The organism is Kibdelosporangium philippinense (genome assembly GCF_021390435.2).
In the GTDB taxonomy this organism is placed as follows: domain Bacteria; phylum Actinomycetota; class Actinomycetes; order Mycobacteriales; family Pseudonocardiaceae; genus Kibdelosporangium; species Kibdelosporangium philippinense.
In genome coordinates, this window is sequence record NZ_JAJVCN010000002.1 from 856,140 (window position 1) to 868,693 (window position 12,554).

The 12,554-nt window shown below is 66.1% G+C and carries 15 protein-coding genes and 3 tRNA genes; 16 read left to right on the forward strand and 2 right to left on the reverse strand.

All coding sequences use genetic code 11. The annotated features are described in order from the left end of the window. Window positions 1-287 precede the first annotated feature (287 nt). From LWC34_RS23000 to LWC34_RS23030, 8 genes are all read left to right on the forward strand, one after another. Window positions 288-2,894: a putative bifunctional diguanylate cyclase/phosphodiesterase gene (locus tag LWC34_RS23000; protein WP_233727232.1), complete on the forward strand. Its 2,607-nt coding sequence runs from the start codon at window positions 288-290 to the stop codon at window positions 2,892-2,894. A 63-nt stretch (window positions 2,895-2,957) separates the two neighbouring features. Then, window positions 2,958-3,030: transfer RNA gene (locus tag LWC34_RS23005), tRNA-Thr, on the forward strand. A 50-nt stretch (window positions 3,031-3,080) separates the two neighbouring features. Then, window positions 3,081-3,153, forward strand: a tRNA-Met gene (locus tag LWC34_RS23010). A 155-nt stretch (window positions 3,154-3,308) separates the two neighbouring features. Continuing rightward, entirely contained in the window at window positions 3,309-3,473 is a 165-nt protein-coding gene (gene rpmG / locus LWC34_RS23015) for a 50S ribosomal protein L33 (protein ID WP_033384328.1), read from the forward strand. A gap of 12 nt (window positions 3,474-3,485) precedes the next feature. Further along, window positions 3,486-3,953, forward strand: a complete 468-nt coding sequence (locus LWC34_RS23020) for an FAS1-like dehydratase domain-containing protein (protein WP_233727233.1) — start codon at window positions 3,486-3,488, stop codon at window positions 3,951-3,953. Continuing rightward, entirely contained in the window at window positions 3,950-4,357 is a 408-nt protein-coding gene (locus LWC34_RS23025; protein ID WP_233727234.1) for a MaoC family dehydratase, read from the forward strand. The genes LWC34_RS23020 and LWC34_RS23025 overlap by 4 nt, the downstream gene beginning before the upstream one ends. Before the next feature lie 42 nt (window positions 4,358-4,399). Beyond that, window positions 4,400-4,975 carry an aminotransferase class V-fold PLP-dependent enzyme gene (locus LWC34_RS57060; protein WP_284051638.1) on the forward strand — a complete coding sequence of 192 codons (576 nt, stop codon included), beginning with the start codon at window positions 4,400-4,402 and terminating at the stop codon, window positions 4,973-4,975. Then, window positions 4,878-5,645, forward strand: coding sequence for an aminotransferase class V-fold PLP-dependent enzyme (locus LWC34_RS23030; protein ID WP_284051712.1), 768 nt, complete (start codon window positions 4,878-4,880; stop codon window positions 5,643-5,645). The genes LWC34_RS57060 and LWC34_RS23030 overlap by 98 nt, the downstream gene beginning before the upstream one ends. Here LWC34_RS23030 and LWC34_RS23035 read toward each other — a convergent pair. Next, window positions 5,608-6,810, reverse strand: coding sequence for a pyridoxal phosphate-dependent aminotransferase (locus LWC34_RS23035; RefSeq protein WP_233727236.1), 1,203 nt, complete (start codon window positions 6,808-6,810; stop codon window positions 5,608-5,610). The two genes, LWC34_RS23030 and LWC34_RS23035, sit on opposite strands and share 38 nt — an antisense overlap. 183 nt (window positions 6,811-6,993) lie before the next feature. Here LWC34_RS23035 and LWC34_RS23040 point away from each other — a divergent pair. The 6 genes from LWC34_RS23040 to LWC34_RS23065 all read left to right on the forward strand — a co-directional run bounded on the left by LWC34_RS23040 (window position 6,994) and on the right by LWC34_RS23065 (window position 10,302). Then, window positions 6,994-7,066: transfer RNA gene (locus LWC34_RS23040), tRNA-Trp, on the forward strand. Window positions 7,067-7,103: 37 nt separating this feature from the next. Beyond that, window positions 7,104-7,520 carry a preprotein translocase subunit SecE gene (secE, locus tag LWC34_RS23045; RefSeq protein WP_233727237.1) on the forward strand — a complete coding sequence of 139 codons (417 nt, stop codon included), beginning with the start codon at window positions 7,104-7,106 and terminating at the stop codon, window positions 7,518-7,520. 42 nt (window positions 7,521-7,562) lie between these two features. Further along, window positions 7,563-8,336, forward strand: a complete 774-nt coding sequence (nusG, locus tag LWC34_RS23050) for a transcription termination/antitermination protein NusG (protein ID WP_233727238.1) — start codon at window positions 7,563-7,565, stop codon at window positions 8,334-8,336. Between the two features lie 82 nt (window positions 8,337-8,418). Next, the gene (rplK, locus tag LWC34_RS23055) at window positions 8,419-8,850 is read left to right on the forward strand and encodes a 50S ribosomal protein L11 (protein WP_037265260.1); all 432 of its coding nucleotides are present in this window, start codon (window positions 8,419-8,421) and stop codon (window positions 8,848-8,850) included. A 70-nt stretch (window positions 8,851-8,920) separates the two neighbouring features. Beyond that, complete coding sequence (gene rplA / locus LWC34_RS23060; protein WP_233727239.1) at window positions 8,921-9,640, forward strand: 50S ribosomal protein L1; 720 nt, start codon at window positions 8,921-8,923, stop codon at window positions 9,638-9,640. A gap of 110 nt (window positions 9,641-9,750) precedes the next feature. Beyond that, entirely contained in the window at window positions 9,751-10,302 is a 552-nt protein-coding gene (locus tag LWC34_RS23065; protein ID WP_233727240.1) for a TetR/AcrR family transcriptional regulator, read from the forward strand. Here the strand turns inward: LWC34_RS23065 and LWC34_RS23070 are convergent. After that, window positions 10,277-11,017, reverse strand: coding sequence for a hypothetical protein (locus LWC34_RS23070; protein WP_233727241.1), 741 nt, complete (start codon window positions 11,015-11,017; stop codon window positions 10,277-10,279). The genes LWC34_RS23065 and LWC34_RS23070 overlap by 26 nt on opposite strands. Before the next feature lie 231 nt (window positions 11,018-11,248). Here LWC34_RS23070 and rplJ point away from each other — a divergent pair, with 231 nt between their 5' ends. Both rplJ and rplL read left to right on the forward strand, forming a co-directional pair. Further along, window positions 11,249-11,785, forward strand: a complete 537-nt coding sequence (gene rplJ / locus LWC34_RS23075; RefSeq protein ID WP_233727242.1) for a 50S ribosomal protein L10 — start codon at window positions 11,249-11,251, stop codon at window positions 11,783-11,785. A 43-nt stretch (window positions 11,786-11,828) separates the two neighbouring features. Continuing rightward, entirely contained in the window at window positions 11,829-12,215 is a 387-nt protein-coding gene (gene rplL / locus LWC34_RS23080) for a 50S ribosomal protein L7/L12 (protein WP_233727243.1), read from the forward strand. Window positions 12,216-12,554 lie beyond the last annotated feature (339 nt).

Genomic DNA, 12,554 nt, shown 5'->3' on the forward strand with positions numbered 1-12,554 from the left:
CGCGGCACGGATCTGCCGCGAATTCTTCGCTACCAGCCGGTCTAGGCGTGGAAACTTCGCCTGCCGTCCAAGGGGTTGGAAAGTGATCAACGTCATGTCCGTGCCGCGGCACGAACGCGCCTGGTTGTCACCGGTTCGCGAGGCCGACGGGGACTCTGTGCCGTCGGAATGGGTGGCTATTTCGCCTGATCGGGGTACAGTGGCCCGACTGCGCAAGCTGTGGTGACGCTGTGGTGATGCCGCGACGTACCCGAGATGCCCGTACCCCGGTCGGACGAGGAGGCGGCATGGCGGAGCGACCGGATGCCGTGGAGCCGGTAGATGAGACCCCGCTTGTCCGTCGTTTCCGCTTTTATTCTGTCAGCGTTGTCATCATCGGCCTGCTCGGGGCCCTGCTGGTCTCCTGGTGGCTGCCGCCGACCGACTACAACTCCAGCCACATCTGGACGGGATTGCTGCTGGTCGTCGGGTTCCTGGTAGCCGAACAGCTCGCCATCAACGTCGACGTCCGCAGCGGCGTGAGCTGGTCGATCTCGTTCACCGAGATCCCGCTGGCCATCGGTCTGTTCGTCGCACCCTTCGAACTCGTGCTGCTCGCGCACGTCGTCGCGGGCGTCAGCACGCTACTTATCCGTGGCGTGCACGACCGTGTCCTTTACAACGCGGGCGTGTTGATCATCGAGATCAGCACCGCGTTCGCCGTGCTGCACGCGTTCCAGCTCGGCCTCGACGGCGTCGGCCCCAGCTGGGCGGGCCCATTCGTCGGCGCCTTCGCCGCGCCGGTCTCGAGCACGCTGCTTGGCCTGGTCACGGTGCACGTCCTCGGCAGGCGGATGCGGCTTTCCGCGGGAATCCTGCTGGTCGGACGCACGCTCGTGCTGGGCATGGTCAACTCGGCGGTCGGTGTCGTCGGTTATGTCGTGACTGTGCAGGAAGAAGGCGGCTGGCCGCTGATCCTGCTCGCGCTGTCCGGCTTCGGCGCCCTGTACGTGGCATACTCCGGCCTGCTCCGCGACCAACGTGATCTTGAAGCGATGTCCCAGGTCAGCTTGATCGTCGCGCGCTCGGGCCAGCAGGCCGCCGCGAAACCGGCGTCCGGGCTCGACGACATCTCCGCGGGCGTGGCCAGCGACGAATGGGACGCGATCGCCGAACGGATCAAGGACCAGCTGTCCGCGACAAGGGTCGTGCTGCACATCAGGTTCGATCCATCAGCGCCGATGCGCACGGTCATCGCAGGCACGGAACTGCCCCAAGAACTGAACACAGGCGACTTGTCCGGCACCAAGGGCGATCCGTTGCTGCGCCTGCCTGGCTCGCACGTACGGCACTTCCGTCGCATAGACGCGATGCCGGAGATCCGTCAGTCCTTGCTGCGCCGCGACGCGACAGAAGCGCTTGTTGTCCCATTGCGTAGCGCCAGCCACCTGCTCGGTGTCGTGGAAGCGCACGACCGTCAGAGCCGTTGGCGTGGCTTCGGTACGGCCGACATGCGCCTGATCGGCACGATGGCCAGCCACCTCGCGACCGCCTTGGACAACCGCAGGCTGCTGTCGCGGCTGCGCCACGACGCGTACCACGACCCGCTGACGGGCCTGCTCAACCGGCCCGGTTTCCGTCAGGCCGCGACCGAGGCATTGCGCTCAGACCCGCAGGCCATGGTTCTCCGCGTCGACCTCGACGTGCTGTCCACGGTCAGCGACGCACTGGGCTACGCCTGGGGCGACCGGATGGTCTCCGCTGCCGCACGCCGGATCCGCGACACCCTCGGCCCGGAGAGCATGATCGCCAGGCTGGAGGGCATGGGCTTCGCGGCATTGCTGCCCAGCCGTCCGATCGACGAGATGCACGCCCTCGCGGAACGCTTGCGGGACATGCTGATCGCGCCATACGTCGTGGAACGCCTCACGCTCGACGCGGGCGCGGTCGTCGGTTACGCCTCCGCCTCGATGGAGGACGAGCAGACGGTCGTCGACGTCGACACCTTGCTGCAGCACGCTGACGTGGCCGTACGCGCCGCGAAGGCAGGCGGCGAGCCAGTCAGGGCGTACCTGCCGAGCATGGGCCAGATCTTCCTGCGCCGGTTCCAGCTGGTCACCCAGTTCCGGCACGCGGTGGAGACCGGCCAGGTCAAGGTGCACTACCAGCCCAAAGTCGCGCTGCCAAGCCGCAACGTGCTCGGTGTCGAGGCGCTCGTGCGCTGGACCCACCCGGAGTACGGCAACCTCGATCCCGACGAGTTCGTGCCGGCCATCGAGGCCGCCGGCCTGGTCGGTGCCCTCACCGGGTTCGTGATGGAGCAGGCGCTGACCAAGGTCCGCAAGTGGCTCGACAAGGGCCTGCGCATCTCGGCCGCGGTCAACATCTCCGTGCGCAGCCTCGCCGAGCAGGACTTCCCCGAGCAGGTCTCGGAGCTGCTCAAGCGCTACGGCGTGCCCGCTGAGCTGCTGACGTTGGAGCTGACCGAGTCCGGCGTGATGGCCGACCCGCAGAAGGCCCTGCCGGTGCTGCGCAGGCTGCACGCGCTCGGCGTGGTCCTCGCGGTCGACGACTTCGGCACCGGGTACAGCTCGCTCGCGTACCTGCGGCAGTTGCCGGTGGACGAGGTCAAGATCGACAAGAGCTTCGTGTTCGGCATGGGCACGGACCTGTCCGACCTCGCTGTGGTCCGCTCGATCGTCGAGCTCGGCCACTCGCTCGGCCTGTCCGTGGTCGCCGAGGGTGTCGAGGAGGACGTGGCGCGCGACCAGCTGTCCGCGATGGGCTGCGACGTCATCCAGGGCTACCTGATCTCCCGCCCGCTGTCCGAGAGCAGGCTGGAGGCCTGGTTGCAGGCGCGGACGACCAAGACGTCCGGCCGCATGGACGAGACTGTGCTCACCTTGTTGTCCTAGAAGGGACCCCCGGTTTTATTCGGTGGAGCGAGTTGTGTAGAGTTCACCTCGCTCCTAGAGCAAGCCCCAATAGCTCAGTCGGTAGAGCGTCTCCATGGTAAGGAGAAGGTCTACGGTTCGATTCCGTATTGGGGCTCTGTGGGCCCGGCCGTGATGTCCACCAAGGCATCGCGGCTTGTTCCATGTGGCGGTGTAGCTCAGGTGGTAGAGCAAACGGCTCATAATCGTTGTGTCGGCGGTTCAAGTCCGCCCACCGCTACGCGAATAGGCGAGGAGTGCTTGCGCGCTGTGCGCGCTCGCCCTCTTCGCTACGCATTACACTTGGGGGCGCGGCCCCCAGACCCCGCCCAGGGGGCAAGCCCCCTGGACCCCCAGGCGGCTGGGGATTTCCGCTTTGCTTAGGAAGGTACTGCTGTGGCTGCCACTGACGTGCGACCGAAGATCACGCTCGCGTGCGAGGTGTGCAAGCACCGCAACTACATCACCAAGAAGAACCGGCGCAACGACCCGGACCGCATCGAGCTGAAGAAGTTCTGCCCGAACTGCGGCACCCACCGTGCGCACAAGGAAACTCGCTGAGCCTGTAGCACGATGGCTCTCGATCCCTCCTTCATCGGACGTACGTACCCGGCATCGCCCGTCTACCAGGTGAGCCGGGCGAAGATCCGGGAGTTCGCTGAGGCGATCGGCGATGACAGTCCGCTGTACTCCGACCCGGCTGCCGCGAGGGCTGCCGGGTATTCGGACGTCATCACCCCGCCGACCTTCCTCACCATCATCAACCTGGCCGCGATCAACGTCGTGATCGACGACCCCGACCTCGGGCTCGACTACAGCCGGATGGTGCAGGGGGACCAGAAGTTCGACTACCACCGCCAGGTGCACGCCGGTGACGAGCTGCGCGTGATCGTCCACATCGAGGACATCATGTACCGCGCTGGCAACGACTTCATCAACATGCGCGCCGACATCTTCGACGCCGAGGACAACCTCGTTGTCGTGTCACATGCCCAGCTCGTGGTGCGCGACGCCGCGAAGCCGGAAGAGGTGGCCTCATGACCGCCGTCGGCGACGAGCTGCCCCAGCTCACGGTCCACGTCACCCGCAAGGACCTGGTCCGCTACGCGGGTGCGTCGCTTGACTTCAACCCGATCCACTGGAACGAGCCGTTCGCCAAGGAAGTCGGCCTGCCGGACGTGATCGCGCACGGCATGCTCACCATGGCGCTGGCCGGTCGCGTGGTCACCCAATGGGTTGGCGATCCCGGCAAGGTTCTCGAGTACGGTGTGCGGTTCACCCGTCCCGTCGTGGTCCCGAACGACGACAAGGGTGCGACCGTCGAGCTTTCCGGCAAGGTCCGCGAGCTCAACGAGGACGGCACGGCCAGAGTCGACATCGTCGCGAAGTTCGAGGGCAAGTCGGTGCTCGGCAAGGCACAGGCACTTCTTCGCCTACCTTCCTGAGTGACACGGTCGTCACCCACCGTATGTGTTTGACTCGGTCGCATGAACCGACGGCAGCTGATCCTCGGCACCGGGATCGTCGCAGGGAACTTAGCGGTGAGCGGCTCTGCCGCCGCTGCGTCCGGTTGGGACGCTGTGCGCAGTCAGTTCCGCACCGATCCCAGGTTGATCAACTTCGCGCACTTCCTCTTCGCCTCACATCCGCGCCCGGTGCGTGCGCGAATTGACGAGCTCGGCCGAGGGCTGGACGCCAATACGGGTGTCATTGAGGAGTACCTGCTGACGCGGCCCGGTGAGGTCGCCGCCTCGATCGCGGGCTACATCGGCGGCAAGGGCGACGACATCGCCTTCGTGCAGAACACCACGACCGGTCTCGGCGTTGTGTTCGCAGGCCTGCGCCTGCGGGCCGGCCAGGAGATCGTGGTGCACGACGAGGACCACTATTCGATGCAACAGGCCGCCCGGCTGGCCGCGGACCGTGCCCATGTTCGCCGACTCCGCGAAGACCACGGTCGACGAGATGGCGTCGCGGCTACGAGCGGACATCACACCGGCTACCCGGGCGGTCGGCGTCACCTGGGTGCAGTCCACTACAGGCGTCCGCACGCCGCTGCGTGAGCTCGCGGCCGTAGTGGCCGAAGCGAACCGGGGCAGGGCGGAACAAGACCGATGCCTGCTGATCGTCGACGGTGTGCACGGCCTCGCTGCGGTCGACGAGGACCCGGCCCGGACAGGTGCCGACGTCTTCGTCTCCGGGACGCACAAGTGGCTCTTCGGGCCACGCGGCACCGGGATCATCTGGGTGAAACCGGACGCCATCCAGCATTTCGTGCCGACTGTGCCGTCCTTCGACTGGCGGACCCCGACGTCCAACCTGGGACCTGGCGGGTTCGTCGCGTACGAGCACTTGTTCGCGTTGCCTGCCGCCGTGGACTTCCAGCAGCAGCTGGAACGTGCTCGCGTGGCGGCTCGGATCGCCGAGCTGAGCACGCAGGTCAAGGAAGGGCTGGCGACCATCAGTGGTGTGACACAACGCACCCCACGTGATCCCGCTGTCTCGGCTGGCATCGTGTGCTTCGTCGTCGACGGGTGTTGCGCGCGAGCAAGTCGTGGAACGCTTGCGCGCCAAGCAGATCCAGATCACCGTCGCGCCGTTTGCCCTGCGGTACCTGCGGATCGGGACATCGATCCTGAACACACCCGAGGAGATCGCCAAGGTCTTGCGAGCGCTCGCCGATCTCCGGTGAGTACTACTTGGCCTCGCGCAGCAGGTCGCCCATCCGGGTGAGGCCGGTCGCGAGGTCCGCGTCGCCGAGGGCGTACGACAGCCGGAAATAGCCCGGTGTGCCGAACGCTTCACCTGGCACCACGGCCACTTCGGCGTGCTCGAGGATCAACGCGGCCAGGTCGCTGCTGGTTTCCGCCTTGACGCCGCGGATCTCCTTGCCCAGCAAGCCTTTCACCGACGGGTACACGTAGAACGCGCCCTTCGGCGTCGGTACCTCGATGCCGGGGATGGCCGCGAGCATGTCGACGATCGTGCGACGGCGCCGGTCGAACGCCTCGTGCATCACGTGCACGGCGTCCAGCGGGCCCGAAACGGCCGCGAGCGCGGCTCGCTGGGACACGTTCGCCACGTTCGACGACAGATGTGACTGCAGGTCCGCAGCGGCCTTCGTGACGTCCTTCGGGCTGATCATCCAGCCGACCCGCCAGCCGGTCATCGCGTACGTCTTGGCGACGCCGTTGATGACCACACACGTGTCGGCCAGTTCGGGCACCACGACCGGCATGGACTCGGCCTTGACGCCGTCGTAGACCAGGTGCTCGTAGATCTCGTCGGTGATCACCCAGATGCCGTGCTCGACCGCCCAGCGGCCGATCGCCTCGACCTGCTCACGCGGGTACACCGCGCCGGTCGGGTTGGACGGCGAGACGAACATCAGCGCCTTGGTCCTCGGCGTGCGAGCCGCTTCCAGTTGCTGAGGCGTGACCAGGTAGTCCTGGGTTTCGTCGGTCACAACCGGCACAGCCACGCCACCGGCCAGCGCGATCGCCTCGGGGTACGTGGTCCAGTACGGCGCGGGCAGGATCACCTCGTCGCCGGGGTCGAGCAGGGTCGCGCACGTCTGGTAGACCGCGTGCTTGCCGCCGTTGGTGACGATCACCTGGCTGGCCTCGACGTCGTAACCGCTGTCGCGCTTGGTCTTCGCCGCGATCGCTTCGCGCAGTTCAGGAAGACCGGCTGCGGGCGTGTAGCGGTGGTTACGCGGATCTGCGGCGGCCTCGATCGCGGCCTGCACGATCGGCTCGGGGGTCGGGAAGTCCGGCTCGCCCGCGCCGAAGCCGATCACCGGGCGGCCAGCCGCCTTGAGCGCCTTCGCCTTGGCGTCGACCGCAAGGGTCGCCGACTCGCTGATCCCGCCGATCCGTGCCGAAACGCGTGCTGACATGCCTGCATCGTCGCAGATCCACCAGGTGGGACGGGCCTTGGGGGGACCGCGATTTCATCGCCCCGAAGGGCTTGCCGTACACTTTCGAACTCGGAACGAAAGTCACTTTGCCCCACGCGGTCAGACCTGACAGAGTGGGGACAGTGAATCTCGTCCACCTGGTGGCTGAGAGGTCACCACCAAAGGGGCGTAGCTCAATTGGCAGAGCAGCGGTCTCCAAAACCGCAGGTTGCAGGTTCAAGTCCTGTCGCCCCTGCAACGCAAGGACAAGGCTGGCGAGCGGAGGAACTGGCGTGAGCGAGGAGCCGGGCAAGGATCGGGACGAGGACCAGAAGCCTCAGTCCCGTCCGGTGACCGCCGCTGCGCGGCGCGAGCGTCGTGCGTCGGCGCGTCCTGCCGCGCGCAAGGACGCCGCTCCGTCCGCCAAGGCCAAGCCGAAGAGCAAGCCCGCGTCGGAGTCCGAGGCCGAGGGCAAGAAGGGCCACGCCACTCCGTCGCGTGACGGCAAGGAGAAGCGCGCGGGCCTGTTCGCCCGGCTTTTCCGGTTCCTCAAAGAGGTGGTCGCCGAGCTGCGCAAGGTCATCTGGCCGACGCGCAAGCAGATGATCACCTACACCGCGGTCGTCTTGGTCTTCCTTGCCGTGATGGTGGCCATCATCTCCGGTCTCGACCTGGGTATCGGCAAGCTGGTGGCGCTCATCTTCGGATAAGCAAGCCGAACGCGAGATGTAGAGATAGGAAGCGAGATCACAGTGACCTCCGAGAACGGCGCCGCTGGCGGCCAGGGGCTGACCAGTCCGGCCGACGACGAGGTCGTCGCCACTCAGGACGAGGAGCTCCTCGACCAGGCGGAGACCGACGAGGACGTCGACGACGCCGAAGAGCCGGCTGCTGCCGCGGCGGACGAAGCCGACTCCGAGGAGGAGGACCCGGTCGCCGAGCTGCGTGAGGCACTGCGCCGCGCGCCGGGCGACTGGTACGTGATCCACTCCTACGCTGGCTACGAGAACAAGGTCAAGACCAACCTCGAGACCCGGATCCAGACCCTCGACATGGAGGACTACATCTTCCAGGTCGAGGTGCCGACCGAAGAGGTCACCGAGATCAAGAACGGCCAGCGCAAGCAGGTGCAGCGCAAGGTGCTGCCCGGCTACATCCTGGTCCGGATGGACCTGAACGACCCATCGTGGAGCGCGGTCCGCAACACCCCAGGTGTCACCGGGTTCGTCGGCGCGACCTCCAAGCCTTCCCCGCTGACCATCGACGAGGTGGCGAAGTTCCTGCTGCCGCAGGTCGAGCAGACCAAGCCGGCGGCCGGCAAGCCAGCGGCTGCCGCGTCCAAGCCGGCCGTCGAGGTCGACTTCGAGGTCGGCGAGTCGGTTACAGTGATGGACGGCCCCTTCGCCACGCTGCCCGCGACCATCAACGAGGTCAACGCGGACGCGCAGAAGCTCAAGGTCCTGGTGTCGATCTTCGGCCGGGAGACCCCGGTCGAGCTGTCGTTCAGCCAGGTCTCCAAGATCTGACCGGCCTGTGTAAGGCCGGCCGGCCACGCGGCGGTACGGCAGGTTCGCCGCGCGGACCAACGCAGGAAACAGGAATACGAGAATGCCACCCAAGAAAAAGAAGCTTGCAGCGATCATCAAGCTGCAGATCACGGCGGGCCAGGCCAACCCGGCACCGCCGGTCGGCCCCGCACTGGGCCAGCACGGCGTCAACATCATGGAGTTCTGCAAGGCCTACAACGCCGCGACCGAGTCGCAGCGCGGCACCGTGGTGCCGGTCGAGATCTCCGTGTATGAAGACCGGTCGTTCGACTTCAAGCTCAAGACCCCGCCGGCCGCGAAGCTGCTGCTGAAGGCCGCCGGTGTGGAGAAGGGCAGCGGCGAGCCGCACCGGACCAAGGTCGCCAAGGTGACCTGGGACCAGGTGAAGGAGATCGCCCAGCAGAAGCAGGCCGACCTCAACGCCAACGACATCGACCAAGCGGCCAAGATCATCGCCGGTACCGCTCGTTCGATGGGTATCACGGTCGAATAAGAACTTTCGCAAGAACCAGTGGGAGGGCCGAGCGCGGCCCGCGACCACGAACTGTTAGTTAGGGAAACAGATGGCAAAGCGCAGCAAGGCCTATCGTCAGGCCGCCGAGCTGGTGGACAAGGAGCGGCTGTACTCGCCGCTCGAGGCCGCCAAGCTCGCCAAGGAGACCTCCAAGGTGAAGATGGACGCGACCGTCGAGGTCGCGATCCGGCTGGGTGTCGACCCCCGCAAGGCCGACCAGATGGTCCGCGGCACCGTGAACCTGCCGCACGGAACCGGTAAGACCGCCCGGGTCATCGTGTTCGCGACCGGCGACAAGGCCGCTGAGGCCGAGGCAGCCGGAGCCGACGCGGTCGGCGCCGAGGACCTGATCGAGCGCATCCAGGGTGGCTGGCTCGACTTCGACGCCGCGATCGCCACCCCGGACCAGATGGCCAAGGTCGGACGGATCGCCCGCATCCTCGGCCCGCGTGGCCTGATGCCGAACCCGAAGACCGGAACCGTCACGCCCGCCGTGGCCAAGGCTGTCGCCGACATCAAGGGCGGAAAGATCAACTTCCGCGTCGACAAGCAGGCCAACCTGCACCTGGTGATCGGCAAGGCGTCGTTCGATAACGACAAGCTGGTCGAGAACTACGCGGCCGCGCTCGACGAGATCCTGCGGGCCAAGCCGTCTTCGGCCAAGGGCAAGTACCTGAAGAAGGTCACCTTCACCACGACGATGGGCCCCGGTATCCCGGTGGACCCGGCTCGTACCCGTAACCTGCTGGCCGACGACGCCGCCGTCTGAGCGGTGCCTTAGGCACGAAAAAGGCGGACCCACATCGGGTCCGCCTTTTTCACGGGCCTTGATGTTACGTATGTGTATACACTGATCGTATACATGGAGGTGCAACAGCGGTGAAGCTGCCGAGGCCGCAGCGACGTGAGCAGGTTCTTGCTTGCGCGACAAGGGTTTTCGCAGACCGCGGCTACTCGGCGACCGGTTTGGACGATGTCGCCAAGGCCGCGGGGATCAGCCGGATGATCCTGTACCGGCTGTTCGAGTCCAAAGCGGACTTGTACCGCGCTGCTTGTGTCCGTGCGGGCGAACGGCTCGCCGCAGCGACAGGTGACGAGCTCACGGAGTCCACTGTGGGCGCTCTGGTTATCTGGGCTGCCAAGGAAACCGCGGAGTTCCACCTGCTTTTCCACCAGGCCGCGCGGGAGCCGGAGTTCCGTTCGGACATCGACGAGTTGCGTGCCGAACTGATCGAGACACTGCAGCAGCGGATGCTCGAAGTCATCCCGGACAAGGTCTGGGCGAAGTGGGCCGCGCACCTGGCGCTCACCGTGACCGTCGAAGCAACGATGACATGGCTAGAAGTCGGCAGTCCGGACCCGGATCAGGCCGTCGAGCGGATCACCGGCGCCGTTCAGGCCGTGATCACCGCGTCGGTCCGGCACTCGTAGTCGTTGGGGGCGCGCAGGTCTCGGTCTCGTGGCCGGAGATGATCCACGCGCGTTCGAACGGCGTGAAGATGAAGACTCCCAAGGAAGTCGTGCCCGGTTTGACGAACAACGAGCATGAGCTGACCCGGATCGTCGTCGCGCCTTCGGGGATTTCGATCCGTGGGTTCCTGGTCAGCGGCGCCACTTCCGGCTTGAGTTTCGCGACGGCCGCCGGGCAGTCCGCGACACCGAAACTGGCGGCGAACGCGGCGGCACCCGTCGGACTGAACGACGAACACGCGAACGTCGGCTCGCCCGAGGCGATGCTCCGGTACAAGGTGCTCATCACCTCGTTGGGCATGCCGGGGGACTGCTTCGTGCCGGGACCGGCGCCGCCTTGCACGCCGAGGCCGTCGTCCTGAGGGGCGACGTTGAACACGTCACGCAGGTACGAGCATCCCCACGCGACCGCGGCGATCACCACAGCGAGCAGCAGCAGCCTGCGGAAGGCCTTGCTGAACAGGAACTTCACCCAGCCGGGCAGCTTCTTCTTCGGCGCAGGCTGCGGCGAAGGCGGAACCGGCACCGGTGGCTGGCCTGCCGCTGGCGGCAGCTGACCCTGTGCCTGCATCTCCTGGAACTTCAGAAACTGCTGGTACTGCTGGAACTGTTCGAACTGCTTCCGCTGTTCCGGGTCGTAGGGTGCCGGGTTGTTGGGGCGCTCGTTTTCGGCCACGTCCACCATCATGCCGGGGGCGATTTGGAGAGGCAGGATCGTGTCCCGTATCGTTGTCGTCGTTCTACCGAAGACCGCTGGTCTCTTCCCCCGTGAAGATGAAGATCCCGCAAGGGTGGCCCGCGCAGGTACAACGAGCTGAGATTCTTTCTTACGCCCGTGCCTGCGCGCCGGGCGTTTCGTCTTTTCCGGGCTGGGTGCCAGTGGTCGTAGCCCAGAGAGGAGGCGAACATGGCGAAGCCGGACAAGGTGGCCGCAGTCGCCGAGATCGCGGACAAGTTCCGTACGAGCTCGGCCGCCGTCGTCACGCAGTACAGCGGCCTCTCCGTGTCGCAGCTCACCACGCTGCGCCGCGCTCTCGGCACCACCGCGTCTTACCGTGTCGCGAAGAACACCCTGGTCAAGCTGGCCGCCAAGGACGCCGGAGTTGAGGGCCTCGACGCTCTCTTCGAAGGCCCGACGGCCATCACGTTCGTCGACGGCGAGCCCGTCGACGCCGCCAAGGCGCTTCGTGACTTCGCGAAGGACAACAAGGGTCTGGTCATCAAGGGCGGCTACATGGATGGCCGCCCGCTCTCGGTCGACGAGGTCAACAAGATCGCTGACCTCGAAACCCGTGAGGTGCTGCTCGCCAAGCTGGCGGGCGCGATGATGGGCAACCTGTCCAAGGCCGCCGGGCTGTTCCAGGCCCCGGCCTCGCAGGTGGCCCGCCTGGCCGCCGCGCTGCAGGAGAAGAAGGCAGCAGCGGACGCTCCCGCCGAGAGCTGAAGTTCACCCCCACCCGCTTAGCTAGAAGAAAGGAGCCGCCATCATGGCGAAGCTCAGCACCGAAGAGCTGCTCGACGCGTTCAAGGAGATGACGCTGCTCGAGCTGTCCGCGTTCGTCAAGGAGTTCGAGACCACCTTCGACGTCACCGCCGCCGCCCCGGTCGCGCAGGTCGTCGCGGGCCCGGCTGGTGCCGCCCCTGAGGCCGCCGAGGAGCAGGACGAGTTCGACGTCATCCTCGAGTCGGCTGGTGACAAGAAGATCCAGGTCATCAAGGTCGTCCGCGAGGTCGTCTCGGGCCTGGGCCTGAAGGAGGCCAAGGAGCTCGTCGAGGGTGCCCCGAAGCCGGTCCTGGAGAAGGTCGCCAAGGAGGCCGCCGAGGCCGCCAAGGAGAAGCTCGAGGCCGTCGGCGCCAAGATCTCCCTGAAGTAACACCCCTCAAGCAGCAAAACCTCAAACAAAAAAGAGGAAAAGACGCCCCCGCGAGCGAAGCGAGCGAGGGAAGTCGATGACGGGGGAACCCGCGCGTGTCTGCCGCTCCGGCATGGTGTGTTGAACGCGAGCGGCGAAAAGCGAAAGCCAACCAGGCTGAAAGCGAGTCGAGCAGTTTGACTCACCGTGCCGGTGGGGCGGACACGCGGTAGTAAAACCAGCCCAGCTGGAACGCAAAGACGAACCAGCGAAGCCGGAAAAGCAAAAACGAACGCCCCGAGGCGCACCTCGGGGCGTTCGTCTGTTCATGGCGTTTCAAAGTGCGGCAAAGTGCATTTC